Here is a 25,046-nt window from a genome sequence, read left to right on the forward strand (position 1 = left end):
TCTTGCAAAGGAAGCTCCATGCCACTGCGTGCCATCGCCTATGTCAGCCAGGCCAAGCCGGATCTGTCCGCCGAGCGTTTGCAGACGCTGGTCGAGGATGCCGCGCGCTTCAACAAGATGGCAGGGGTGACCGGTGTGCTGCTGCATGACAGCGAGCGCTTCCTGCAGTACATCGAAGGCCCGCCTGATGGCATCGATTCGGTATACGAGCGCATCCTGCAGGCCGGCAGCCATGTCGACATCGTCGAACTGGCGCGCGGCCGGGTAGGCCAGCGTCAGTTTCCGTACTGGGCGATGCGCGTGTTGCCGGTGGACGCTGCGCTGCTGCGCCAGCTTTCCGCAGGTGACTGGTCGGGGTTCGCCCGCACGGTGAACGGTGACAGTGCATTGCTTACCGCGGTGGATCTGTTGACCGAAGTCGTGCGGCCAGCGCTCAGCGCGGGCTGATCGCTAGCGCTGCGGTGCGCAGTACGCCGCGTGCAATGCCTGCAATACGCCCAGCGCCGGGCCTTCCAGCAGCCGATAGTGCAGTGTCTGTGCCTGCCGCCGCGTTGCCACTACATCCAGATTGCGCAGCACGGCCAGATGCTGTGACAGCGCCGATGCGCTCAGGCCAGTCACGGCCTGCAGTTCCGGCACCGGTGCTTCGCCTTCCACCAGACGACACAACACACGCAACCGCGCCGGGTGTGCCAGCGATTTCAGCAGGGCGGCCGCCTGTGCGGCATGCGTGGCCATCGCGGCACTGTCGGTGGTGATGCTGGGCACGGCTTGACCCGGTAGTTCAGGAAAGTCTAATTTAGAGAAATCTAAATTGAAGGGCAAGCCGATGCGCGCGATGCAGAGGGGCAGGGCATGAACCTGCCATGGGCGGCAATTGCAGGCGGCGGCCTGATCGGTGCGTCGGCGGTGCTGCTGCTCGCCACGCTCGGTCGGGTAGCGGGCATCAGCGGTATCACCGCCGGCGCCGCGGCCGCACCGCGTGGTGATCGTGGTTGGCGCTGGGCCTTCCTGCTCGGACTGATGCTGGCTGCTGCGGCGGTGTTGCGCTGGCAGGCGGGCACGGGGCAACCACCAAGCGCCTTGCTGCGTGACGCACTGCCGGCCTGGCAATTGATCGGTGCCGGTGTGCTGGTGGGCTTCGGTACGCGGCTGGGCAATGGCTGCACCAGCGGCCACGGTGTCTGTGGCCTCGCCCGTGGTTCACGACGATCCCTGATGGCGGTGCTGGTGTTCATGGCCTGCGCGATGCTCACCACGTTCCTGGTACGCCACGGCGGAGGCCTGGCATGAGCCGCAGCGTCTGGTTCGCAGGCGCGGCCGGTGGCCTGTTCGGTGCCGGCCTCGCGCTGGCCGGCATGACCGACCCGCGTCGCGTGCTCGGTTTCCTCGATGTGGCTGGCGACTTCGATCCCACGCTGGCCTGGGTGCTGGCGTCGGCGCTGCTGGTCAGTGCACTGGGTCAATTCTGGCTGCGGCGGCGGCAGCGGCCATGCTGCGCCGAGCGCTTTCAGCTGCCGACGACGCAGACTGTCGACGCGCGTTTGCTGTTGGGGGCTGCAGTGTTCGGCATCGGCTGGGGCTGGGTCGGCTATTGCCCCGGGCCAGCGCTGGCCGCATTGGCGGTGGGGGCGCGCGAAGCCCTGTGGTTCGTGCCAGCAATGGCCGCCGGTTTCTGGCTGCATGATCGCTGGTGGCGTTGAGGCTTCACGTTCATCTCACCGTTGCGGGGTTCAGATCACCCTTCCCGGGGAACGGAGCACGACATGGCACGGAAGAAATGGAAAGGCAGCGCATTGCTGGCGGCGGCGCTGGCGACGGCGGCAATGCCGGCGATGGCCTGCACGCGCGCGGTGTATCTGGGCGACAACGGTGATGTCATCACCGCCCGCTCGATGGACTGGAAAGTGGACGTGGCCACCAATCTCTACGTGTTGCCGCGTGGCATTGCGCGCACCGGAAAGGCGGGGCCGGGGTCGATCGCCTGGACTGCACGCTACGGCAGCGTGGTAGCCACCGGCTATGACATTTCCACCACCGATGGCATGAACGAGAAGGGCCTGGTCGCCAACCTGCTGTGGCTGGTGGAGTCGGAATATCCGGCCCAGCGCAGCGGCAAGCCCGGCTTGTCCATCTCGTTGTGGGCGCAGTACGTGCTGGATAATTTCGCGACGGTGGAAGAGGCGGTGACCGCCCTGCAGCGCGAGCCGTATTCGATCGTCACCGACAAGGTGCCTGGCGAGGACCGCCAGGCAACGCTGCACCTGTCGCTGTCCGATGCGACGGGTGACAGCGCGATCGTCGAATACATCGGCGGGCGCCAGGTGATCCACCACGATCGCCGCTACCAGGTGATGACCAATTCGCCGATCTTCGACCAGCAGTTGGCGTTGAACAGCTACTGGCAGCAGATCGGTGGCACCGTGATGCTGCCGGGCACCAACCGTTCGGCCGACCGCTTCGCGCGCGCGTCGTTCTACATCAACGCGATTCCGAAAGCGGAAGATCCGGTGGAGGCGCTGGCCAGTGTGTTCAGCGTGATTCGCAACGTATCGGTACCGTTCGGCATCACCACGCCGGGCGAGCCCAACATCTCGTCCACCCGCTGGCGCACGGTCGCCGACCACAAGCGGCGCCTGTACTTCTTCGAGTCGGCGCTGACCCCGAACACGTTCTGGGTCGATCTGACCAAGGTCGATTTCGGCGGCAAGGTGCTCAAGCTTGATCTGGGCCGCGACCAGCGCAATACGTTTGCCGGGGATGCGCTGCAGCACTTCGTGCCCAGCGCACCGTTTACCTTCCTCGGCGTGGAGGGTTAGCGCAACATTGCGGCCCGGCAGCGGCGCGCGCACACTGGGCGAATGGGCGCCATTTTCCATCTACGGCACTACGGTCAGGCCACCGGCCTGGATCGCCACGACTATGCGCAGTGGGTGCTGCCACTGCTGGGTGAGCTGCAGTTCGAGACGGAGGGCAGGGGCGGCCGTCTTGACCTTCTGCAGGGGGCATTCGTGGCTGCCGGCGAGGCGCACGACCAGATGGCCGATGGTCCCAACGGTTTCGTGATTGTCGACTGCGGGCCGAGTGTGCTCGATGACGCGACCCAGGAGTATCTGTGCCGGCAGCGCTGGCTGCATCTACCTGCGTCACTGCGGCAGCGGCTTGCCCGGGTGCAGGCAGGGCAGCCGGTGCCTGCGCTGTTGCCGGAACTGCTGCGGACCTTCGCGCCTGCCGGTAGTGGTGCCCGCCTGCAGGGCCTGTGCGCTGCGGTCGAGGCGATGCCGGGGCAGGCGTGGTCGGTGGCGCGCATGGCTGCCTTTGTCGGCATCAGTGAAAGCCGCCTGCATGCGGTGTTCCGGCGTGAGTTCGGGCTCAGCCCGCAGGCGTGGCTCAGTGCCAGTCGCCTGCGCTGGGCCAAGCACCAGTTGCGGGTCAGCCCGGCATCGATCAGCGATATCGCACTGGCCGCAGGGTATTCCGAGCAGAGTGCACTGACCCGTGCGCTGCGCCGCGAATGCGGGCAGACGCCGGCGGCATGGCGGCGAGCCACACCCAACGCTGCGCAAGCGAACCGGCAGTAGCCTCGGTCAAGACCGGCCGGCAAGGGGCCGCTTACACTGCGCGGCCCGTTCTTGCTGTGATCCTGCAATGCGCAACAACCCGATTGCCCTGGGCATCGCCAATGGCATCGCCGCCGGTGCGCTGTGGGGCGTGGTCTTCCTCGCGCCCGCCGTGTTGAGCACGTTCAATGCCCTGCAGCTTTCCGCCGGCCGCTATCTGGTCTATGGCCTGATCGCCGTGGTCCTGCTGCTGCCGCGCTGGAAGCGGCTGGCGCCGAAGCTCGGTCGCGCCGAGTGGATCGGCCTGTTGTGGCTGAGCCTGGCCGGCAACCTGGTGTACTTCCTGCTGTTGGCCACGGCGGTGCAGTGGGCCGGTGGCGCCGCTGCTTCGTTGATTGTCGGCCTGATTCCGGTCGTGGTCACCCTGGTGGGCGTGCGCGAGCAGGGTGCGGTGCCGTTGAAGCAGCTGCTGCCGGCGCTGGCGCTGTGCGTGCTCGGCGTAGCGATGGTCGGCTGGGAGGCGCTGATGTCCGAGCATCTGGGCACGCCTTGGCGGCAACGCCTGATCGGCCTGCTGTGCGCGTTCGGTGCGTTGTTCTCGTGGGCGCTGTATTCCATCGGCAACAGCCGCTGGCTGTCGCGGCGGCCCGACCTTTCCAGCCACGACTGGTCACTGCTCACCGGCGTCACCACCGGCGGGTTGTCGCTGCTGCTGGTGCCGATGGCGTTCAGTGGACACAACCAGGCGCATACCGCTGCGCAATGGGGTGGGTTCTGGGCCATCAGCGCCGGCGTGGCGGTGGTCGCCTCGATCCTCGGCAATGCGTTCTGGAACCGGGCCAGTCGCCTGCTGCCGCTGACCCTGACCGGGCAGATGATCGTGTTCGAGACCCTGTTCGCGCTGCTGTACGCCTTCGCCTGGCAGCGGCGCTGGCCCAGCCTGCTGGAACTGCTGGCGATCGTGCTGCTGGTGGGCGGGGTGCTGTTGTGCGCGCATGCGCATCGCACGCCGCGCGCAATCACCGAACATGTCGGCTGAATCGACGCATTGAGGCCGACGATCACTGTTTTGTCTCATTTGCAACCAAATGCCGGCACGTTGGCCGATGATCGCCGCAAAGAAATATTGCGCCGCAACACTTGACAGCGGCCATCGCGGCGGTGTTTTCTGTACGCCATGGTCCTTGATGCCGCCACTGCCCGCCTGATCGACTCCGCTGCTGCGGGCCGTTCGACTGCGCCGGTCGCCATCACCACCACCATTACCACCACCACCGTCACCACTGCCCTGGTGCGGCCCGTCGTCTTCGTGTAACTCCCGAAAACAACGGCCCCGCACCATCCAGGTGACGGGGAAACTCGACCACCTGCATGCGACGGGGCCTCCAACCGAGGTCTGCATGTCTTCCATCGCCCCCGCCCATTCGCCTGCCGCGTCCGCACTGGCCGCACCGTCCACTGTCGTGCACAAGTTCGGCGGCACCTCGGTGGCCGACGCCGAGCGCTATCGCCATGTCGCCGGCCTGCTGCTGGCCCGCCCCGAGTCGTTGCAGGTCAGCGTGGTCTCGGCCATGAAGGGGGTTACCGATGCGCTGATTGAACTGGCGCACCTGGCAGCCCAGGGCGATGCCGGCTGGCAGGAGGCGTGGCATGCGCTGCGCGCGCGGCATCGGGGTGCCGCGGTAGCGCTGCTGGGTGAGCAGGTGGGCGATACCGTGGACTGGATCGATGCACGCTTCGATCAGTTGGCCGAGGTGCTGGCCGCGCTGGCGGTGATCGGCGAACTGCCACGCGAGGTGCTCGACCGCGTGCAGGGCCTGGGCGAAGTGTTCTCCGCACAGTTGCTCGGTACCCACCTGCGCGCGCTGGGCGAGGACTGCGCGGTGCTGGATGCACGCGATGTGCTGGTGGTCGGCCACGGCGAACTGGGCGTGGATGTCGACTGGGATGCCAGTGCCGGCCGCCTTGCCGCGTGGCGGCTGCAGCACCCGCAGTCGCGCGTGGTCGCCACCGGTTTCGTCGCCCGCGACCGCCAGGACCGCGTCACCACGCTGGGCCGCAACGGCAGTGACTACTCCGGCGCGATCTTCGCCGCACTGTTCGCCGCCGATGAACTGCATATCTGGACCGACGTCGACGGCGTGCTGTCGGCCGACCCGCGGCTGGTGCCGGAGGCCGTGCAGCTGCACGCGCTGAGCTACGACGAGGCCTGCGAGCTGGCCTATTTCGGGGCGAAAGTGGTGCATCCGCAGACGATGTCACCGGCGATCCGGCTGGGCCTGCCGATCTTCATCCGCAATACCTTCCAGCCCAGCCATCCGGGTACGCGGATCAGCGCCGAGCGCTCGCCACGTGGCCCGGTGAAAGGGCTGACGCTGAGCACGGATCTGGCCCTGCTGAACCTGGAAGGCACCGGCCTGATCGGCGTGCCGGGTACCGCCGAACGGGTGTTCGCCGCGCTGCGCCAGGCACAGGTCTCGGTGGTGATGATCTCGCAGGGCTCTTCCGAACATTCGATCTGCTGTGTTGTCCGCGCAGGCGAAGCGGCGCGTGGTCGCGATGCCGTGGTGCAGGCGTTCTCGCACGAGCTGGCCGCCGGCCAGGTGCAGCGGGTGCAGGTCAGCGAGGGCGTCAGCGTGCTGGCCGCCGTGGGCGATGGCATGGCAGGCCAGCCGGGTGTGGCTGCACGGCTGTTCGAATCGCTGGGCCGGGCGCAGGTGAACATCCTGGCGATCGCGCAGGGGTCCTCCGAACGCAACATCTCGGTGGCGGTGGCAAGCGCCGACGCGACCCGCGCGCTGCGTGCCGCGCATGCCGGGTTCTGGCTGTCGCCGCAGACGTTCGCGGTGGGGGTGATCGGTCCGGGCAATGTTGGCGCTGCGCTGCTGGACCAGCTGCTGGCGGCGCGCCCGCAGTTGCTGGCCAAGGCCAATGTCGATCTGCGCCTGCGCGCGCTTGCGTCACGCTCGCGCATGCGCCTGGAGGCCGATGGCCTGCATGAAGACTGGCGCCAGGCGCTGCAGGACGCCGGCCAGGCCAGCGATCTGGACCACTTCACCGAGCACCTGCTGGCCGCGCATCTGCCGCACGCGGTGGTGATCGACTGCAGTGGCAGCGCCGAGGTYGCCGAGCGCTATGAAGRYTGGCTGGCCGCCGGCATCCATGTGGTGACCCCGAACAAGCAGGCTRGCGCCGGTCCGCTGGCACGCTACCAGCGCATCCGCGCGGCGGCGGCGGCCAGTGGTGCGCGCTTCCGCTACGAGGCCACGGTGGGTGCCGGCCTGCCGGTGATCACCACGCTGCGTGACCTGGTGGATACCGGAGACGAAGTGCTGGCGATCGAAGGCATCTTCTCCGGCACGCTGGCCTGGCTGTTCAATCGTTTTGACGGCAGCCAGCCGTTCTCGGAACTGGTCGCGCAGGCGCGCTCGATGGGCTACACCGAGCCGGATCCGCGCGATGACCTGTCCGGTGTGGACGTCGCGCGCAAGCTGGTGATCCTCGCCCGCGAGGCCGGTCACGCGCTCAGCCTGGAGCAGGTGCAGGTGGAGAGTCTGGTGCCGGCGCTGCTGCGCGAGGGTAGCGTGGACGACTTCATGGGCCGCCTGAGCGAATCGGACGACGCGCTGTCGGCGCGGTTGCATGAGGCCCGCGAGCGCGGTGCAGTGCTGCGCTATGTCGCGCGGCTGGGGCCGGACGGTGCCTCGGTCGGCCTGCAGGAACTGCCGGCCGACCACGCGTTCGCCAACCTGCGGTTGACCGACAACGTGGTGCAGTTCCGTACCCGCCGCTACTGCGACAACCCGCTGGTGGTGCAGGGTCCGGGCGCGGGCCCGGAAGTCACCGCTGCCGGTGTGTTCGCCGATCTGCTGCGGGTGGCGGCCGGCGAAGGAGCGCGGCTGTGATCGCACGCGCCTTCGCGCCCGCATCGGTGGCCAACGTGGCCGTGGGTTTCGACATTCTGGGACACGCCATTGCCGGTATCGGCGATACGGTGAGCGTGCGCCGCATCGACGAACCGTTGGTGCGCATCGATGCGATCCGTGGCAGTGCGGTCGAACTGCCGCTGGATGCGCCAGGCAATACAGCAGGGGCCGCGCTGATCTCGCTGCGTGCAGCGCTGGGGCTGGGCTTCGGTTTCGCCATCGAGATCGACAAGGGCATTCCGTTCGGCTCCGGCATGGGCGGATCGGCGGCTTCCTGCGTGGCCGCGCTGGTGGCAGCCAATGCACTGCTGGACGCACCACTGCCGCGCGAAGCGCTGTATCCGTTCGCACTGGATGGCGAAGCCGTGGCCAGCGGTGGCCGCCATGGTGACAACGTCGGCCCGCTGCTGCTGGGCGGCGTGGCGCTGTGCACGGCTGATCGCCTGGTGCCGATTCCGGTACCGGCCAGCTGGCACAGCCTGCTGATGCATCCGCATGCGGTGCTGGAGACCCGGCGGGCACGACAGGCGCTGCAGGGCAGCTATGCGCTGGGCGAATTCGTCGCGCAGAGTGCCCACCTGGCGCTGGTGTTGAGCGGTTGCCATCGCAGCGATGCCGCGCTGGTGCGCGCCGGCCTGCGCGATGTGCTGGTGGAACCGCGGCGGGCGGGCCTGATCGTGGGCTTCGACGCGGCACGCGACGCTGCACTGGCCGCCGGCGCGATGGGCGCAGGCATTTCCGGCGCCGGGCCCAGCGTCTTTGCCTGGTTTGAAGATGCCGACCAGGCGCGCGCGGCAGCGCAGCCGGTGCGTGCGGCGTTTGCCGCTGCCGGCTTCGACAGTGATGCCTGGATCTCGCCGCTGGATGCACCCGGAGCCTGCTTGTGCTGAATCCTTCCTCCCTACCGGATATTGACCTCATGCAATTCGTTTCGACCCGCGGCCAGTCGCCGGCCGTTGGACTCAGTGCGGCCATCGCTGCCGGTCTCGCGCCCGACGGCGGGCTGTACGTTCCGGAGGCGCTGCCGGCGCCGCGGACGCTGCAGGCCGGTGCAGCCCTGGCCGACACCGCCGCTGACCTGCTGGCGCCATTCTTCGCGGGCGATGCGCTGGCCGAGGCCTTGCCATCGATCTGCCGCGAGGCCTTCGATTTCCCCGTGCCATTGCGCGCGCTGCGCAACAGCGGTGACCATGTGCTGGAGCTGTTCCACGGGCCGACGGCGGCGTTCAAGGATATCGGCGCGCGCTTCCTCGCCGGTGTGCTGTCGCGGCTGCAGACCGGCAAGGGACGCGATCTGACCATCGTCGTGGCCACTTCCGGTGACACCGGTGCAGCCGTAGCGGCGGCCTTCCATCGGCAGACCGGTGTACGCGTGGTGGTGCTGTATCCCGATGGGCGGGTGTCGCCGCGACAGGCGCATCAGCTCGGCTGCTTCGGCGACAACATCCAGGCACTGCGGGTGGCCGGTTCGTTCGATGATTGCCAGGCGATGGTGAAGCAGGCGCTGGCCGACCGCGATCTGCAGGCACAGGTGCCGCTGAGCTCCGCCAACAGCATCAGCCTGGGCCGGCTGCTGCCGCAGATGAGCTATTACGCGCACGCGGCGCTGAGCCATCATGCGCAGCATCAGCGGCGCTTGAACCTGGTGGTGCCGACCGGCAACCTCGGCAACGCCATGGCGGCAGTGCTGGCGCGCGCGCTGGGCATGCCGATCGGGCAGATCGTGCTGGCCACCAACGCCAACGCGGTGCTGCCGCGCTATTTCAGTGGCGACCGGTACCAGCCAGCGGCCAGCATTGCGACCGTGGCCAACGCCATGGATGTCGGCGCGCCCAGCAACTTCGAGCGGCTGCGCTGGCTGTACCAGGGCGATGATGCCGAGCTGCGGGCGGCGTTCCGCGCCTTCGCAGTGGATGACGTGACCATCCGCGCGACCATCGCCAGCGCGCATGCCAGCGACGGTGAGCTGTTCTGCCCGCACACGGCCACGGCGGTGAAGGTGCTGCAGGATCTGCGCGCCGGTGGCGCCAAGGGCGACTGGGCGGTGGTTGCTACCGCGCACCCGGCCAAGTTCGAGGCGGTGGTGGAACCGTTGATCGGCGAAGCAGTGGCGGTGCCGCCGACCTTGGATGCATTGCTGCAGCGTCCGGCACATGCCGAGCCATTGGCGGCGGACTACGCGGCATTGCGTGAGGTGTTGTTGCGTTGATGGAGGCGTCTGCGTGGATGCCGGCCAGCGGCCGGCACTACCAGAAGCACGCATCACGGGTAGTGCCGGCCGCTGGCCGGCAACCGCAGATGTCACCAATCGATCGTGGTAGTGCCGGCCGCTGGCCGGCAATCCGATACCAATCGGGCGCTCAGCCCTGCACGTCACCGGCCAGCGTGCGCAGGCCATCCTCGTCGAGGATCTCAACCACGTTCAGATGGGGCAGGGCGATCAACCCCTGCTGGCGCAGCTTGGTGAAGGTGCGGCTGACCGTCTCCATCGTCAGGCCCAGATGATCGGCGATGTCGCCGCGGCCCATCGGCAGCGAAACGCGCAGGCCATCCCCACCGAGCTTGGCCTCACGCGCGGCCAGGCGAAGCAGGAAATCGGCGAGTTTTTCCGCCGGTTGCAGGCGTGCCAGCGCCAGCGCGGCATCCTGTGCGGCGTCCAGCTCCTGGCAGGCGCGCTGCAGCAGCTTGCGCTCCAGGTGCGGATAGCGGGCGCGCAGGCCCTTCATCTGCGGCAGGGCAACGCGGCACACGCGGCTGTCGGCGATGGCCTCGATGTCGTAGCGATGGTGGTCGCTGCCGCTCAGGCCCAGGTAATCGCCAGGCAGCACGAAGCCATTGATCTGGCGACGGCCATCGGCAAGCGTGCGTACCAGCCGCAGCGCGCCACCGGTCAATGTATAGACATGCTGGCGCTCTTCGCCGCTGCGGGCGAGGGTGCTGCCCATCGTCAACTGCTGCGACACGGTCACCTGTTCCAGCGCCTGCACCTCATCGGGCGACAGTGCAGAGCACACCGCCAGGTGGCGTACCGAGCAGTGCAGGCAGTCCAGCGTGGCGCAGGACGGCGCGGCGGGGTCGTTGGTGGCGGGCGGAGCGCCGGAAGGCCGGGACATGTTGCGTGGGCGTATCGCGGGCGGGGGAGGGCTTTATGATACTTCAAGCGGCCGTTGGACCCCTTATCTGCGGCTGAGCGATGCGGGGCGCTAGAATGTCGCCCCCTCCCACGTCCCCGATTCCGCAGGAGCTCCGCCCGTGATCAAGCCCCGTACCCCGCCCGGCACCCTTGAACTGCTGCCGCGCGAGCAGATTGCGTTCCAGCGCATGCTGGACGTCATCCGCCGCAACTACGAGCGCTTCGGGTTCCTGCCGGTGGAGACACCGGTGTTCGAGCTGTCCGATGTGCTGCTGACCAAGTCCGGCGGCGAGACCGAGCGCCAGGTGTATTTCGTGCAGTCCACCGGCGCGCTGGCCAACGCTGCTGAGTCCGGCGATCGTTCGCTGCCGGAGATGGCGCTGCGCTTCGACCTGACCGTGCCGCTGGCGCGTTACGTGGCCGAGCACGAACACGAGCTGACCTTCCCGTTCCGCCGTTACCAGATGCAGCGCGTGTACCGCGGCGAGCGCGCCCAGCGCGGCCGCTTCCGCGAGTTCTACCAGTGCGACATCGACGTGATCGGCAAGGACAGCCTGAGCGTGCGTTACGACGCCGAAGTGCTGGCGGTCATCCATGCGGTGTTTGCCGAACTGCGCATCGGCGACTTCAGCATCCAGTTGAACAACCGCAAGCTGCTGCGCGGCTTCTTCGAAAGCCTGGGCGTGGCCGAGGGCGAACGCCAGCTGGCAGTGCTGCGCGAAGTGGACAAGCTGGACAAGCGTGGCCCCGACTACGTGCGCGAGACGCTGGTGGGCGAGGGCTTTGGCATTCCGGCCGAACAGGTCGAGAAGATCCTGGCCTTCGTCGCCGTGCGTTCGCAGGGTCATGCCGATGCGCTGGCACAGCTGGCAGCGCTGGAAGACGGTGCGGGTTCCTCGGAGATCCTGCGTGCCGGCGTGGCCGAGCTGCGCGAAGTACTGCAGCTGGTGCAGGCACTGGGCGTGCCGGAAAGCGCCTACTGCCTGAACTTCTCCATTGCACGTGGCCTGGATTACTACACCGGCACGGTGTATGAGACCACGCTGACCGACCACCCGCAGATCGGGTCGATCTGTTCCGGTGGCCGTTATGAAGACCTGGCCAGCCACTACAGCAAGTCCAAGCTGCCGGGCGTGGGCATTTCCATCGGCCTGTCGCGCCTGTTCTGGCAGCTGCGCGAAGCCGGCCTGATCGAGGGCATCGAGGCCAGCAGCGTGCAGGCGCTGGTGGCGCTGATGGACGAGCAGGGCATGCCGCAGTCGCTGGACATCGCCCGCCGCCTGCGCGCCGGTGGCATCAACACCGAAGTGCAGATGGAGCCGAAGAAGATCGGCAAGCAGTTCCAGTACGCGGCCAAGGCCGGTATCCGTTTCGTGGTGCTGGCTGGCGAAGACGAGCTGGCGCGCGGCGTGGTGGCGGTGAAGGACCTGCTGCGCGAGCAGCAGTTCGAAATCTCGCGCGACGAACTGGCCAGCACTCTGCAGGTGGAGCTGGAGCAGTCGCGGGTCATGCCGTGACGCGTGCCGCTGCAGGAACACTGATGCTGTTCCTGCTGGCGGCATGCCAGAGCGATCCAGCGTTGCGCAGCACCCGGATCGGCCCTGCGTATTACCAGCTGGTGGCTGATCGCTGCCATGTGATGGATCGAGCGCAGCTTGAGCAGGATCTGCAGGCCCTTGCCGAGCGGGCGTGCCCGGGCCGGGCCGGAGCGCTGCAGAACCTGCAGCCTCGTCCCAGCCGGCAGGGCAGCCTGTTCGGTGAATGCTTGCGGCGCGGCGCGCTGCAGGCAGAGGTCCGCTGCCTGCCCTGATCGAAGTCCTGTCCATTGCTGCATCCGAACGCCCACCGCCCGGTGGGCGTTTTCGTTTCCGCTGCCTGGTTCAGGGGTCAGATCCGTTTTCCCCTGGAAAACGGATCTGACCCCATGGCCTCACGGTTTGACGCGGTGCGCAAGAATGCGTTAATGTACTAACACGCTATTACATTGATGCAAGAGCCACGCCCGTGAAAGCCCGCCCCGACATTGCCGCCAAAGACCCGCAAGCCGATCTGGACGCCCTGGCCCAGGCCTTTGCCGCACTGCGCGAGCCGGAGCAGGTGGTCGCCTTCCTGCGTGACCTGTGCACGCCGGCCGAGCTGGAAGCCATGGCCGACCGCTGGAAGGTGGTGCCGCTGCTGCAGCAGGGCGTGCCCTACCGCGAGATCCACGAGCGCACCGGCGTCAGCGTGACCACCACCGGACGGGTGGCACGCACGCTCGAGCATGGCCATCGAGGCTATGCCGCCGCTGTCGACCGCCTTGCTTCGCGCTGATCCGCGCCCCGTTCCAGACTTCGAGACCTCCCCCATGAGTGCAACCCAGGCAGCGCCGGCGCGAGACCGGCTGCGTATCGCCATCCAGAAGAGTGGCCGGCTGGCCGAGCCCGCCCGCAACCTGCTCAGTGCCTGTGGCCTGAGCTGGCGCGAGAGCCGCGACAAGTTGTTCTGCTACGGCGAATCGCTGCCGGTGGACCTGTTGCTGGTGCGCGATGACGACATTCCCGGCCTGATCGCCGATGGCGTCTGCGACCTGGGCATCGTCGGCCGCAACGAACTGGACGAACAGGCGGCCGCGCGTCGCCAGATCGGCCTGGCCGATGCCTACCAGGCATTGCGGGGGCTGGGCTTTGGCCAGTGCCGCTTGATGCTGGCGGTGCCGGAAGACTGGCAATGGCAGGGGCCGGCACAACTGGCCGGTACCCGCATCGCCACCAGCTACCCGGCCATCCTCAAGCAGTGGCTGGCCGCGCAGGGCGTGGATGCACAGGTGGTGGAACTGTCCGGCTCGGTGGAGATCGCGCCGCGCCTGGGCACCGCCGACCTGATCTGCGACCTGGTCTCCAGCGGCGCCACGCTGCGTGCCAACCAGCTCACCCCGGTACACAACCTGCTCGACAGCGAAGCCGTGCTGGCCGGTGCGGTACGCGTTCCCGATGATGCGCGCGGCGCGCTGCGCAGCATGCTGCTGCGCCGCCTGGACGGTGTGGTGCAGCGGCAGGACCGCAAGCTGCTGATGTTCCGCGCCAGCGAGGACCGCGTCGACGCGTTGTCGCAGCTGCTGGCCGATGCCGAACCGTTGGTGCGTTTGCCTGCCGATGGCGGTGCATTGCGCCTGCAGACCATGTGCCCCGGTCCATTGACCTGGCAGCGCATGGAAGAACTGGAGCGCGCCGGCGCCCAGGGCCTGATGGTACTGAGCGTGGAGCGGTCGCTGGCATGAATCGTCTGATCTGGTCGCAACTTGACGAGGCCGCACGCGGCGCGGCGCTGACCCGCCCGGTGCAGACCGTGGCGCAGCAGACCCGTGATGCGGTGGCCGCGCTGATCGCGCAGGTGCGCACGCAGGGCGACGCCGCGCTGCGCGCGATCACCGCGCGCTTCGATGGCGTGGATCTGCAGGATTTCGAAGTTTCCGCAGCCGAGTTCACAGCTGCCGATGCCGCGGTGCCGGCCGAGCTGCGCCAGGCCATGGTGGAAGCGGCCGAACGCATCACCCGCTTCCACGCGGCCGGCATGGGCCAGGGCTATACGGTGGAAACCGCGCCGGGCGTGGTCTGCGAGCGCATACTGCGGCCGATCGGCCGGGTTGGCCTGTACGTGCCGGCCGGTAGTGCGCCACTGCCGTCCACTGCGCTGATGCTGGGCGTGCCGGCGCAGTTGGCCGCTTGCCCACAGGTGGTGCTGTGCACCCCGCCGCGTGCCGACGGTACGGCCGATCCTGCGGTGCTGGTGGCCGCGCGCCTGACCGGTGTGCAACGCGTGTTCAAGCTGGGTGGTGCGCAGGCGATCGCGGCGATGGCCTATGGCACCGAAAGCATCCCGGCCAGCGACAAGCTGTTCGGGCCGGGCAACAGTTTCGTCACCGAAGCCAAGCAGCAGGTGGCACAGGACGGTGCCGCCGCCATCGACATGCCGGCCGGTCCCTCGGAAGTGCTGGTGATCGCCGATGCCGGTGCCAACCCTGCATTCGTTGCCGCCGACCTGCTGTCGCAGGCCGAGCACGGCCCGGATTCACAGGTGCTGCTGCTGACCGATGACGCGGCGATGCTGGCCGCCGTCGAGGCCGAAGTTGAACGCCAGGTGGCCCTGCTGCCGCGGCAGGACATCGCCCGCCAGGCCCTGTCGGCATCGCAGTTGATCCAGGTGGAGTCGCTGGCCGATGCGTTTGCGATCAGCAACCGCTACGCCCCCGAACACCTGATCCTGGCCCTGCGCGAACCGCGCGCGTGGCTGGACCAGGTGCAGGCGGCCGGTTCGGTCTTCCTCGGCGACTACACGCCGGAAGCACTGGGTGACTACTGCAGCGGCACCAACCACGTGCTGCCCACCGCCGGTGCCGCGCGCGCCTACAGTGGCGTCAGCGTGGCCAGCTTCCAGAACCTGATCAGCGTACAGAGCGCGACCGCCGCTGGCCTGGCCGCGATCGGTGGCTGCGCGCGCATCATCGCCAGCGCCGAAGGCCTGGATGCGCACGAACGTGCGGTGGCACTGCGCATGGAGGTGGCCGCATGAGCGCGGACATCGACGGCGTGCTGGCCCTGGTACGGCCGGATCTACAGGCCTTTGCCGGCTACAGTTCGGCGCGCAGCAGCGCTGTGCAGGGCGAGGTGTGGTTGAACGCGAACGAATCGGCGTGGGCCAACCCGGCCGACGCCACGGGGGGCAGCCGCCGCTACCCGGAGCCGCAGCCCGCTGCGCTGCGTGATGCGCTGGCGTCGCTGTACGGCGTGCAGCCGCAACAGCTGCTGGTAGGCCGTGGCAGCGACGAGGCGATCGATCTGCTGGTCCGCGCCCTGTGCGTGCCGGGCCGCGATGGCGTGCTGGTGACGCCGCCGGTATTCGGCATGTACGCGGTCTGCGCACGCTTGCAGGGTGCGCCGTTGATCGAGGTGCCGCTGATTGACGATGGTGAGGGGCTGCGCACGGACCTGGATGCGGTGATTGCCGCTGCGAAGGGGCAGGGCGCCAAGCTCGTTTTCCTGTGCGCGCCGTCCAATCCTGCCGGCAGTGATATCCCGCTGCCCGAGATCGAGCGCGTGGCCCTTGCCCTGCGCGGGCAGGCGCTGGTGGTGGTGGACGAGGCCTATGTCGAGTACGCGCAGCGCGCTTCGGCGACCACGCTGCTTGCCGCGCACGCTAACCTGGCGGTGCTGCGTACGTTGTCCAAGGCGCACGCACTTGCCGCCGCGCGTATCGGCACCTTGATCGCCGCGCCGGAACTGATTGCCGTGCTGCGCCGCTGCCAGGCGCCGTACCCGGTACCGACGCCGTGCGCCGAGCTGGCCGTGCAGGCGCTGCAGCCGGCCGCGCTTGCGCGCACCGCTGAGCGGGTAGCCACGGTCATCGCCGAGCGCGAGCGCCTGCACCACGGCCTGCAGGGCCTGCCTGGCATCGGCCGGGTATACGCCTCGGCCGGCAACTACCTGCTGGTCCGCTTTGCCGATGGGCAGGCGGCGTTCGACGCGCTGCTCGCTGCCGGCGTGGTGGTGCGCGACCAGCGCGCCGCACCGCAGCTGGGTGACGCACTGCGTATCAGCATCGGCAGCCCCGAAGAGAACGACCGCGTGCTTGCGGCCCTGTCGGCACGGAGGGCTGCGGCATGACGCCGATCCTGTTCATCGACCGCGACGGCACCCTCATCGAGGAGCCGGCGGATTTCCAGATCGACACCTACGAGAAGCTGCGTTTCGTGCCGCAGGTGATCCCGGCGCTGCTGAAGCTGCGCGATGCCGGCTACCAGTTCGTGATCGTCACCAACCAGGACGGTCTGGGCAGCGAGAGCTACCCGCGCGCCAGCTTCGATGGCCCGAATGACCTGATGCTGCAGATCTTCGAAAGCCAGGGCATCGTCTTCCGTGACGTGCTGGTCGACTGCAGCTGGCCGCACGACAACGCGCCGACGCGCAAGCCGGGCATCGGCCTGATGACAGCCTACCTGCAGGACCGCAGCATCGACTGGGCGCGCTCGGGCATGGTGGGCGACCGCATCACCGACCTGCAGTTCGCCGACAACCTCAACATCCGTGGCTTCCAGCTGCGCACCGAACAGTTCGGCGGCGAGTGGGACTGGCCGGGCATCGCCCACGCACTGGCCGATGCACCACGCACGGCGGTGGTCCAGCGCAATACTAAGGAGACGAAGATCCGTGTCGAGCTGGATCTGGACCGTGCCGGCGATGCGCACATCCACACCGGCCTGCCGTTCTTCGACCACATGCTGGAGCAGATCGGCAAGCACGGCGGTTTCGCCCTGGACATCCGCGCCGAGGGCGATCTGCACATCGACGAACACCACACCATCGAAGACACCGGCCTTGCGCTGGGCCAGGCCCTGCGCGAGGCGCTGGGCGACAAGCGCGGCATCGGCCGTTACGGCTTCACCCTGCCGATGGATGAAACCCTGGCCAGTGCTGCGCTGGATTTCAGCGGCCGCCCGTATTTCGTATTCGAAGGCGAGTTCAAGCGCGAGCGCGTAGGCGACATGCCGACCGAACTGGTCCCGCACTTCTTCCGTTCGCTGTGCGATGCCAGCGGGCTGAACCTCAACCTGCAGGTGCGTGGCGACAACGACCACCACAAGGTTGAAGCCTGCTTCAAGGCCCTGGCACGTGCACTGCGGCCGGCACTGGCGCGGCAGGGCACGGCCTTGCCGACCACCAAGGGGGCGCTGTGAGCGAGGTCGTGCTGATCGATGCCGGCGGTGCCAACCTGGGTTCGGTGCGCTACGCATTGGAACGGCTCGGTGCGACGGTGAAGCTGGTCCGCGATGCCGAAGGCCTGGCCGGCGCGCAACGGGTGATCCTGCCCGGCGTCGGCGCGGCCGGCCCCGGCATGCAGCGCCTGCACGCGCAGGGCCTGGTCGAGCCGCTGCGCCAGCTGCAGGTGCCCTTGATGGGCATCTGCCTGGGAATGCAGCTGTTGTTTGACCGCTCCGAAGAGGCCGGCGTGGATACGCTGGGATTGATCCCCGGCGTGGTGCGCAAGCTGGTGCCGGCCTGTGGCATCCGCGTTCCGCACATGGGCTGGAACCGGCTGCTGCCGCTGCGCCCATCGCTGCTGCTGCAGGGGGTACCCGAGCGCGCCAGCGCGTACTTCGTGCACAGCTATGCCGCGCCGCTGAACAGCCATACCGTCGCCGCCTGTGATCACGGCGGCCTTTTCACCGCCGTGGTCGAGCAGGGCCGCTACTTCGGCGCCCAGTTCCATCCCGAGCGGTCCGGCGATACCGGTTCGCTGATGCTGCGCAATTTCCTCGAGGGCACCGCTGCATGAGTTTCATCGTCTACCCCGCACTGGATATCCGCGACGGCCGCGTCGTGCGGCTGCGCCAGGGCGACTACGCGCAGGAAACCCACTATGGCGACGACCCGCTGCCGCGTGCGCAGGCGTTCGCCGCACAGGGCGCACAGTGGATGCACCTGGTGGATCTGGATGCCGCACGTGTCGGTGGCTACACGTTGGCGCCGCTGTTGGCCGCGATCCGTGCGCAGACCCCGCTGCAGGTGCAGACCGGTGGCGGCGTGCGTGGCCGTGACGACGTGGCACGCATCCTCGATGCGGGTGCAAGCCGCGTGGTGATCGGGTCACTTGCGGTGCGCGAGCCGGCGCAGGTGATCGGCTGGCTGGGCGAGTTCGGCCCGGAGCGGCTGACCATCGCCCTCGATGCACGGCAGGACGCGCAGGGACAATGGCAGCTGCCGGTGCATGGCTGGACCGAGAACGCGGGGGTGACCCTGGATGCGCTGGCCGAACGCTATGCACAGGCCGGCATGCGTCACCTGTTGTGCACCGACATCGCCCGCGATGGCATGCTGGCCGGGCCCAACATCAGCCTGTACCAGCACCTCGCAGCGTTGCTGCCGGGCGTGGCTGTACAGGCGTCAGGCGGTATCCGCGATGTGGCCGACGTGGCTGCGGCACAGGCCGCCGGTTGTGGCGGCGCGATCCTCGGCAAGGCATTGCTGGAACAGCGCATGGACCTGGCGGAGGCGCTGGCATGCTGAGCCGCCGCATCATTCCGTGCCTGGACGTGCGCGATGGCCGCGTGGTCAAGGGCGTGCGTTTCCGCGATCACGTCGACATGGGGGACATCGCCGAACTGGCGCAGCGCTATCGCGACCAGGGCGCCGACGAGCTGGTGTTCTATGACATCGGCGCCAGCCCGGAGGCACGGTCGGTGGACGTGGCCTGGATCGAGCGCATCGCGCGCCTGATCGATATCCCGTTCTGCGTGGCCGGCGGCATCGACAGCGTAGAGACCGCGCGTCGCGTGCTGTTCGCCGGCGCGGACAAGATCTCGATCAACTCACCCGCGCTGGGCCGCCCGGAACTGATCACGGAACTGGCCGAAGAATTCGGCGTGCAGTGCGTGGTGGTCGGTGTCGACTCGGTACGCGAGGACGACGGCCAGTGGCGCGTGCGCCGTTTCAGCGGCGACCCGGACAAAACCCAGGCAGTGCCGCTGCGCACGCTGGACTGGATCGTCGAGGCGCAGCGCCGGGGTGCCGGCGAGATCGTGCTGAACTGCATGGACAGCGATGGCGTGCGCCGTGGCTATGACGTCGAGCAGCTGCGCCAGGCACGTGCGCTGTGCCAGGTGCCCCTCATCGCATCGGGCGGTGCGGGTACGATGGAGCACTTCGCCCAGGCCTTTGACCAGGCCGACGTTGACGGTGCGCTGGCGGCCAGCGTATTCCACAGTGGCGCCATCGCCATTGCCGACTTGAAGCGCTACCTGCGCGAGCAGCAGATCGAGGTGCGGGATGTCTATTGATGTGCGGCCGTCGCCGCAGGCGCTGGAAACGCTGGACTGGGACAAGGGCGATGGGCTGCTGCCGGCCGTTGTGCAGGACGCCGACACCCTGCAGGTGCTGATGCTGGGTTACGTCAGCGCCGAGTCGCTGGCAGCGACGCTGGCCATCGGCCACATGACCTTCTTCAGCCGCAGCAAGCAGCGTCTTTGGACCAAGGGCGAGCAGTCCGGCAATGTGCTGGCGGTGCAGTCGATCAGCGTCGATTGCGATGCCGATACGCTGCTGGTGCTGGCGCGCCCGGCAGGTCCGACCTGCCACACCGGCGCGGAAAGCTGCTTCGACGGCGCGCCGAAGGACTTCCTCGGTGGCCTGGACCAGCTGGTCGCCGTGCGTGAGGCGCTGCGCCCCTCCGGCAGCTATACGACGTCCCTGTTCGAAGGCGGCATCCGCCGCATCGCGCAGAAGGTGGGCGAGGAAGGCGTGGAGACGGCGCTGGCCGGGGTGGCGCAGGACGATGAGGCCTTGCTGGGCGAGGCGTCGGACCTGCTGTACCACCTGCTGGTGCTGCTGCGCGCGCGCGGGCTGTCGCTGGAAGATGCCCGCGACGTGCTGGAAAAGCGCCATCGTTAGAGGTGCGGTAGTGCCGGCCGCTGGCCGGCAACCTGATGATCGTGGGACGCCTGGTGGAATGCCGGCCAGCGGCCGGCACTACAGGAAAAGCGGCAATCGCGTGCGCGATGTCATCGGCGGAATCTACAATAGGCGGTCTCTTTTTCCTGGACCGCCCCATGAAACTGCCTGCCGCCTGGCTGTGTTGCCTGTTGCTGACCTCGCCGGCCTGGGCCGCCGATACCGTGGTCAGCGGCAAGGTCTATCTGGAGCGTGACGGCAAGCCGGGCCGCGGTGCGACCGATCCGGGCCTGGCCGGCGTGCAGGTGTCCAACGGCGAAACCATCGTCAAGACCGCCGCCGACGGCAGCTACAGCCTGCCGGTGCGTGACGGGCAGACGGTCTTCATGATCAAGCCCGATGCCTATTCCTTCCCGAAGGCTGCCGACGGCCTGCCGTCGTTCTGGCGACACTACCGGCCGAATGGTTCTCCGGCGCTGAAGTACGGTGGCATCGCCGCGACCAGTGACGTGGCCCGCAACTGGGACTTCGCCCTGCAGAACGACCGGCATGACAGCCGCCGTGGTTTCCAGATGCTGGTGTTCACCGACTCGCAGACCGCCAGCCTGCAGGACATCGGCTACTACCGGCAGTCCATCGTGGCGCCGCTGGTTGGGCAGACCAAGGCCCGCCTGGGTACCACGCTGGGCGACATCGTCAACGACGACCTGACCCTGTACCCGGCGATCAACAAGGTCACCGCCGAACTCGGCGTGCCGTGGTTCCACGTACCCGGCAACCACGACCTGGATGTCGACGCGGCCAATGATGCGCATTCGCTGGACAGCTGGCGCAACATCTACGGCCCCGACACCTACGCAGTGGAAGAGGGGGGCGCCAGTTTCGTGTTCCTCGACGACGTGGTGTACGACCCCAACGCCAAGCCCAGGTATGTGGGTGGCCTGCGCGAGGATCAGTTCGCGTTCCTCGCTGCCTACCTGAAGGGCCTGCACAAGGACCGTCTGCTGGTGCTGGGCATGCACATCCCGCTGTTCGATGCGGCACCGGGGCGCGAGACCTTCCGCCATGCCGACCGCCAGCGCCTGTTCGACCTGCTGAAGGACTTCCGCAACGTGCTGGTGCTCAGTGGCCACAGCCACACCCAGCAGCACGTCTACCACGGCAAGGCTGACGGCTGGCAGGGCGCCAGGCCGCTGCACGAGTACAACGTCGGTGCCAACTGCGGTGCGTTCTGGTCGGGCGTGAAGAATGCCGCCGGCGTACCGGACAGCACCATGAGCGACGGCACGCCGAAGGGCTATGCGTTGCTGGACGTGGCCGGCAACGGCAGCTATCGCCTGCAGTACCGGGTGGCCGGTGCGGCCGCCAGCGAGCAGATCGGCCTGCATGCACCGAAGGTGCTGCGCAAGGGCGCGTACCCGGCGTGGGGCATCTATGCCAACGTGTACATGGGCGAGGACGCCAGCGTGGTCGAGTACCGCGTCGATGGCGGCGCCTGGCAGCCGATGAAGCAGGTCAGCCAGCCTGATCCGCGCCTGCTGGTGGAGAACGTGGCCGACGACCTGGCTTCCACGCTGCGCGGTTACGACCGCTCGCCGGAAGCCACCGCCTCGCCGCACCTGTGGCGTGGCGCGTTGCCGACCGACCTGGCCGTGGGCAGCCACAAGGTCGAAGTGCGCTCCACCCAGCCCGATGGTGCGGTGTTCACCGCCAGCACCAGCTACAGCCTGCAGACCGCGCAGCCCTGAGCGCGGGCCGGGCTGCCATCACCAGCTTCCATCACGAAAGGACGCAGCATGGATATCCGCTTCATGGCCGGCACCACGCCGGTCACCCTCAGCCGGCACTGGTTCACCGGCGCGATGATGCTGCAGAGCGCCAGCGAGAAGGTGTGGGTGCAGCACCCGCTGCATCCGGGCACGCACTTCTCGTTCTCGCTGGTACAGTCGTGGCAGCGCCATATCGCCGGCCATGAAGTGCTGGTGGAGCGGACCCGGCCGCTGCTGTTCGCCGGGTTCCGCCCGCAGCGCCTGCGGGTGCTGGTGGACGGCGTGCAGGTGGCCGAGCAGGAAGGCATGTGACCCCGGGCGGCGCTGTCGCCGCGCTAGGCAAAGGCCGTCCAATGCCTGAGAATCGGCACGATTCAATCGATCCAAGCAGGCCAGCGTGAACGTTGCAGCAGTGTCCCCGGCGCCATCCGAGTCCGCCCGCAGCGGCGTCCCCCGCAGCCTGGTCGTCGCCGATGTCGGCGGTACCTTCGCCCGTCTTGCGTTGGCTGAGACCCTGCCGGGGCAGGCGCCGCGGCTGGGCAGCTACCGCACCTACGCCTGCGCCGACCACCCCAGCCTGGCGGCGATCCTGGCCGATTTCACCGCCAGTCTCGGCCAGCCGATGGCCAGTGCGGTGGTCGCCATCGCCGGCCTGCTCGACGGCGATACCCTGATCAATGCCAATCTGCCGTGGACGGTGTCGCTGTCGGCAACACGCCGCGAGTCGGGCCTGCCCGACCTGCAGTTGATCAATGATTTCGAAGCAGTGGCGCTGGCCATTCCCTACCTGCAGGCCGACACGCTGGTGCCGCTGAATGGCGATGCCGATCCGGCCAAGACCTTCCCGGCGCTGGTGCTGGGGCCGGGCACCGGCCTGGGCGCCGCGTTGCGCTTCGCCGATGGCGAGCGCCCGGTGCTGGCCAGCGAGATCGGCCACGCTGCGTTGGGTGCCGGCAATGCGCTGGAACTGCATGTGCTGGGCCAGCTGCTGCAGCGCTGGCCGCATGTGGACAACGAACGCGTGCTGTCCGGCAGCGGCCTGATGAACCTCTATCCCTGCCTGTGCGAACTGCGCGGCGTGGCTCCGCAATGGACCAGCACCGAAGCGCTGATCGCGGCTGCGCGGCAGGGCGACGACGCGCTGGCAGTGGAAACCCTGCAGGTGTTCTGCGCCTGGCTGGGCAGCCTGGCCGGCGACGCGGCGATCGCCGTGGGCGCGCGCTCGGTGTACCTGGCCGGCGGCATTTCCACCCATGTGCAGGACTTCCTGGCCGACGGCCGTTTCCGTGAGCGCTTCCTCAACAAGGGGGTGCTGACCGACGTGCTGCGCCAGGTGCCGGTATGGCGGGTCGAACATGGCCAGCTGGGTGTGCTCGGTGCGGCAGCTTGGCACGCAGCGCGGACCCCCGCGCACGATTGATCGGCGCTGCCGGCATCGGGCCGGCGGGCGCAGCATGCAGACGGAGGCGAAGATGGTGGATCGCAGGCAGTTTTTGCAGGCCGGTGCACTGGCCGCAGGCGTGGCAGCGTTGCCGGTGGTGAAGGCGAGGACGCACGGCGGCGCCAAGGTGGTCTCGACCTGGGACTTCGGCGTACCGGCCAACCAGGCCGCGTGGAAGGTGCTGGCGCAGGGCGGCAGTGCGCTGGATGCGGTGGAAGCCGGTGCACGCTGGGCCGAAAGCGAGCTGTGCAATCCCACCGTCGGCCATTGTGGCAACCCGGACCGCGACGGCGTGCTGAGCCTGGACGCCAGCATCATGGATGGTGACGGCCGCTGTGGCGCGGTTGCTGCGCTGGTCGACATCCTGCACCCGGTGTCGGTGGCCCGCAGGGTGATGGAGAACAGCCCGCATGTGCTGCTGGTGGGCGAGGGCGCCCAGCAGTTCGCCGTGCAGCAGGGCTTCCAGCGCCAGCACCTGCTGACGCCGAAGGCCGAAGCGGCCTGGCGTGAGTGGCTGAAGACCGAAAAGTACGCGCCGCAGATCAATGCCGAGCGCCGCGGTCTTCCCGGCAACAGCGACAACCACGACACCATCGGCATGCTGGCACTGGACGCCAAGGGCAACCTGGCCGGTGCCTGCACCACCAGCGGCATGGCCTGGAAACTGCACGGCCGGGTCGGCGACAGCCCGATCATCGGCGCCGGCCTTTACGTGGACAACGAAGTGGGCGCGGCCACCGCCTCGGGTGTGGGCGAAGAAATGATCCGCAACGCGGCTTCGTTCCTGGTGGTCGAGCTGATGCGCCAGGGCCGTTCGCCGGCACAGGCCTGCCGCGAAGCGATCGACCGGGTGGTACGCAAGCGCCCCGAAGCCAGCCGCACGCTGCAGGTCTGCTTCCTTGCCATGAACAAGCAGGGCGAGGTGGGTGCCTATGCACTGCATCGCGGCTTCGTCTACGCGGTGTGCGATGCGCAGCGCCAGGATGACCTGCGCGACTCACCGTCGATCTATACGAGCACGCAGGCGTGAGCGCGCGCCTGACGCTGGAGATCGCCAGCAATTCGGTGGCTTCGGCGTTGGCCGCGCAGGCCGGTGGTGCAGATCGCATCGAACTGTTCGACAACCTTGCCGAAGGCGGTACCACGCCGTCGTTTGCCAGCATCGCCATCGCCCGCGAGCGCCTGGCAGTTCCGTTGTTCGTGCTGGTGCGGCCGCGTCCGGGGGATTTCCACTACGACGCGCTGGAAACCGAGCTGATGCTGCGCGACATCGCCCAGTGCCGCGCGCTGGGCTGCGAGGGCGTGGTGATCGGTGCGCTGGATGCGCAGGGCGATATCGACCTGCCGCTGTGCCGCGAACTGCTGCGCGCGGCCGGCCCGTTGCAGGTGACCTTCCACCGTGCCTTCGATGCCGCGCGCGATCTGCCGGCGGCGCTGGAGCAGGTGATCGGGCTGGGCTGCCAGCGGGTGCTGACGTCCGGCGGCCAGGCCAGCGCCGACGCCGGTGCCGATGTACTGGCCGCGCTGGTCGCGCAGGCGGCCGGCAGGATCAGCGTCATGGCCGGCGCAGGGCTGGGCCCGGACAACATCGCCGCCGTCGCGCGGCAGACCGGCTGCCTCGAACTGCATGCCTCGGCCAAGGGGAAACGACGTTCGGCCATGCAGTTCCAGAACCCGGCCCTGCGCGGGCTGGACCCGGACTGGAGCCAGACAGACACCGCCACGGTGAGTGCGCTGCGGAAGGCGCTGGACGGCTGAGCGCCGCAGGGGGCGGATCCCTTCGCTGAAGGGCTCC

28 protein-coding genes are annotated in these 25,046 nt (G+C 68.3%); 26 read left to right on the top strand and 2 right to left on the bottom strand.

The genetic code is table 11. The features are described from left to right. Positions 1 to 18 precede the first annotated feature (18 nt). Positions 19 to 447, top strand: coding sequence for a BLUF domain-containing protein (locus AB4Y98_RS17155; RefSeq protein WP_312786773.1), 429 nt, complete (start codon positions 19 to 21; stop codon positions 445 to 447). A gap of 3 nt (positions 448 to 450) precedes the next feature. Here AB4Y98_RS17155 and AB4Y98_RS17160 read toward each other — a convergent pair whose 3' ends face one another. Next, a complete protein-coding gene (locus AB4Y98_RS17160) occupies positions 451 to 738 on the bottom strand; it encodes an ArsR/SmtB family transcription factor (RefSeq protein ID WP_312786777.1) in 288 nt (95 codons plus the stop codon). Between the two features lie 117 nt (positions 739 to 855). On the opposite strand from AB4Y98_RS17160, the gene AB4Y98_RS17165 reads away from it, so the two are divergent. From AB4Y98_RS17165 to thrC, 9 genes are all read left to right on the top strand, one after another. After that, the gene (locus tag AB4Y98_RS17165; protein WP_312786772.1) at positions 856 to 1,293 is read left to right on the top strand and encodes a YeeE/YedE family protein; all 438 of its coding nucleotides are present in this window, start codon (positions 856 to 858) and stop codon (positions 1,291 to 1,293) included. Further along, positions 1,290 to 1,703, top strand: a complete 414-nt coding sequence (locus tag AB4Y98_RS17170; protein WP_336027675.1) for a DUF6691 family protein — start codon at positions 1,290 to 1,292, stop codon at positions 1,701 to 1,703. The genes AB4Y98_RS17165 and AB4Y98_RS17170 overlap by 4 nt, the downstream gene beginning before the upstream one ends. 63 nt (positions 1,704 to 1,766) lie before the next feature. Beyond that, a complete protein-coding gene (locus AB4Y98_RS17175; protein WP_442244781.1) occupies positions 1,767 to 2,819 on the top strand; it encodes a linear amide C-N hydrolase in 1,053 nt (350 codons plus the stop codon). A gap of 42 nt (positions 2,820 to 2,861) precedes the next feature. Continuing rightward, positions 2,862 to 3,581: a helix-turn-helix domain-containing protein gene (locus tag AB4Y98_RS17180; RefSeq protein ID WP_442244782.1), complete on the top strand. Its 720-nt coding sequence runs from the start codon at positions 2,862 to 2,864 to the stop codon at positions 3,579 to 3,581. A 67-nt stretch (positions 3,582 to 3,648) separates the two neighbouring features. Further along, complete coding sequence (locus AB4Y98_RS17185) at positions 3,649 to 4,599, top strand: DMT family transporter (RefSeq protein WP_025874852.1); 951 nt, start codon at positions 3,649 to 3,651, stop codon at positions 4,597 to 4,599. 138 nt (positions 4,600 to 4,737) lie between these two features. After that, the gene (locus AB4Y98_RS17190) at positions 4,738 to 4,875 is read left to right on the top strand and encodes a hypothetical protein (protein WP_442244783.1); all 138 of its coding nucleotides are present in this window, start codon (positions 4,738 to 4,740) and stop codon (positions 4,873 to 4,875) included. Between the two features lie 85 nt (positions 4,876 to 4,960). Then, complete coding sequence (gene thrA / locus AB4Y98_RS17195; protein ID WP_442244784.1) at positions 4,961 to 7,465, top strand: bifunctional aspartate kinase/homoserine dehydrogenase I; 2,505 nt, start codon at positions 4,961 to 4,963, stop codon at positions 7,463 to 7,465. Next, positions 7,462 to 8,376, top strand: coding sequence for a homoserine kinase (locus AB4Y98_RS17200; RefSeq protein ID WP_442244785.1), 915 nt, complete (start codon positions 7,462 to 7,464; stop codon positions 8,374 to 8,376). Before thrA ends, AB4Y98_RS17200 begins: the two co-directional genes overlap by 4 nt. 29 nt (positions 8,377 to 8,405) lie before the next feature. Further along, complete coding sequence (gene thrC / locus AB4Y98_RS17205; RefSeq protein ID WP_442244786.1) at positions 8,406 to 9,695, top strand: threonine synthase; 1,290 nt, start codon at positions 8,406 to 8,408, stop codon at positions 9,693 to 9,695. A gap of 151 nt (positions 9,696 to 9,846) precedes the next feature. On the opposite strand, the gene AB4Y98_RS17210 is transcribed toward thrC, so the two are convergent. After that, entirely contained in the window at positions 9,847 to 10,599 is a 753-nt protein-coding gene (locus AB4Y98_RS17210; protein ID WP_049464442.1) for a Crp/Fnr family transcriptional regulator, read from the bottom strand. A 139-nt stretch (positions 10,600 to 10,738) separates the two neighbouring features. On the opposite strand from AB4Y98_RS17210, the gene hisS reads away from it, so the two are divergent. From hisS to AB4Y98_RS17290, 16 genes are all read left to right on the top strand, one after another. After that, entirely contained in the window at positions 10,739 to 12,136 is a 1,398-nt protein-coding gene (gene hisS / locus AB4Y98_RS17215; RefSeq protein ID WP_428704268.1) for a histidine--tRNA ligase, read from the top strand. Positions 12,137 to 12,159: 23 nt separating this feature from the next. Next, positions 12,160 to 12,429 carry a hypothetical protein gene (locus tag AB4Y98_RS17220; RefSeq protein ID WP_089240823.1) on the top strand — a complete coding sequence of 90 codons (270 nt, stop codon included), beginning with the start codon at positions 12,160 to 12,162 and terminating at the stop codon, positions 12,427 to 12,429. A gap of 194 nt (positions 12,430 to 12,623) precedes the next feature. Further along, positions 12,624 to 12,932, top strand: coding sequence for a YerC/YecD family TrpR-related protein (locus tag AB4Y98_RS17225; protein WP_025874839.1), 309 nt, complete (start codon positions 12,624 to 12,626; stop codon positions 12,930 to 12,932). A 34-nt stretch (positions 12,933 to 12,966) separates the two neighbouring features. Further along, positions 12,967 to 13,878: an ATP phosphoribosyltransferase gene (gene hisG, locus AB4Y98_RS17230; protein ID WP_033830971.1), complete on the top strand. Its 912-nt coding sequence runs from the start codon at positions 12,967 to 12,969 to the stop codon at positions 13,876 to 13,878. Continuing rightward, positions 13,875 to 15,170 (top strand): histidinol dehydrogenase, encoded by a 1,296-nt coding sequence (gene hisD / locus AB4Y98_RS17235; RefSeq protein WP_442244787.1) that lies wholly within the window; start codon positions 13,875 to 13,877, stop codon positions 15,168 to 15,170. The genes hisG and hisD overlap by 4 nt, the downstream gene beginning before the upstream one ends. Then, positions 15,167 to 16,261 (top strand): histidinol-phosphate transaminase, encoded by a 1,095-nt coding sequence (gene hisC, locus AB4Y98_RS17240; RefSeq protein ID WP_442244788.1) that lies wholly within the window; start codon positions 15,167 to 15,169, stop codon positions 16,259 to 16,261. The genes hisD and hisC overlap by 4 nt, the downstream gene beginning before the upstream one ends. After that, complete coding sequence (hisB, locus tag AB4Y98_RS17245) at positions 16,258 to 17,331, top strand: bifunctional histidinol-phosphatase/imidazoleglycerol-phosphate dehydratase HisB (protein ID WP_394196331.1); 1,074 nt, start codon at positions 16,258 to 16,260, stop codon at positions 17,329 to 17,331. Before hisC ends, hisB begins: the two co-directional genes overlap by 4 nt. Next, a complete protein-coding gene (gene hisH / locus AB4Y98_RS17250) occupies positions 17,328 to 17,930 on the top strand; it encodes an imidazole glycerol phosphate synthase subunit HisH (RefSeq protein WP_025874829.1) in 603 nt (200 codons plus the stop codon). The genes hisB and hisH overlap by 4 nt, the downstream gene beginning before the upstream one ends. After that, positions 17,927 to 18,661, top strand: coding sequence for a 1-(5-phosphoribosyl)-5-[(5-phosphoribosylamino)methylideneamino]imidazole-4-carboxamide isomerase (hisA, locus tag AB4Y98_RS17255; RefSeq protein WP_442244789.1), 735 nt, complete (start codon positions 17,927 to 17,929; stop codon positions 18,659 to 18,661). Before hisH ends, hisA begins: the two co-directional genes overlap by 4 nt. Next, the gene (gene hisF / locus AB4Y98_RS17260; RefSeq protein ID WP_049464459.1) at positions 18,655 to 19,431 is read left to right on the top strand and encodes an imidazole glycerol phosphate synthase subunit HisF; all 777 of its coding nucleotides are present in this window, start codon (positions 18,655 to 18,657) and stop codon (positions 19,429 to 19,431) included. The genes hisA and hisF overlap by 7 nt, the downstream gene beginning before the upstream one ends. Continuing rightward, positions 19,421 to 20,041, top strand: a complete 621-nt coding sequence (hisIE, locus tag AB4Y98_RS17265; protein ID WP_099818309.1) for a bifunctional phosphoribosyl-AMP cyclohydrolase/phosphoribosyl-ATP diphosphatase HisIE — start codon at positions 19,421 to 19,423, stop codon at positions 20,039 to 20,041. Before hisF ends, hisIE begins: the two co-directional genes overlap by 11 nt. Before the next feature lie 158 nt (positions 20,042 to 20,199). After that, positions 20,200 to 21,789: a calcineurin-like phosphoesterase C-terminal domain-containing protein gene (locus AB4Y98_RS17270; RefSeq protein ID WP_442244790.1), complete on the top strand. Its 1,590-nt coding sequence runs from the start codon at positions 20,200 to 20,202 to the stop codon at positions 21,787 to 21,789. A gap of 48 nt (positions 21,790 to 21,837) precedes the next feature. Continuing rightward, complete coding sequence (locus tag AB4Y98_RS17275; RefSeq protein ID WP_025874818.1) at positions 21,838 to 22,122, top strand: hypothetical protein; 285 nt, start codon at positions 21,838 to 21,840, stop codon at positions 22,120 to 22,122. An 85-nt stretch (positions 22,123 to 22,207) separates the two neighbouring features. Continuing rightward, positions 22,208 to 23,230, top strand: coding sequence for a glucokinase (locus tag AB4Y98_RS17280; RefSeq protein ID WP_032975527.1), 1,023 nt, complete (start codon positions 22,208 to 22,210; stop codon positions 23,228 to 23,230). Between the two features lie 52 nt (positions 23,231 to 23,282). After that, on the top strand, positions 23,283 to 24,281 hold the full coding sequence (locus AB4Y98_RS17285; protein WP_312788201.1) for a N(4)-(beta-N-acetylglucosaminyl)-L-asparaginase: 999 nt from the start codon (positions 23,283 to 23,285) through the stop codon (positions 24,279 to 24,281). Then, a complete protein-coding gene (locus tag AB4Y98_RS17290) occupies positions 24,278 to 25,009 on the top strand; it encodes a copper homeostasis protein CutC (RefSeq protein WP_363733106.1) in 732 nt (243 codons plus the stop codon). The genes AB4Y98_RS17285 and AB4Y98_RS17290 overlap by 4 nt, the downstream gene beginning before the upstream one ends. Positions 25,010 to 25,046 lie beyond the last annotated feature (37 nt).

Source organism: Stenotrophomonas sp. 2YAF26 (assembly GCF_052114625.1).
GTDB classification, from domain to species: domain Bacteria; phylum Pseudomonadota; class Gammaproteobacteria; order Xanthomonadales; family Xanthomonadaceae; genus Stenotrophomonas; species Stenotrophomonas indicatrix.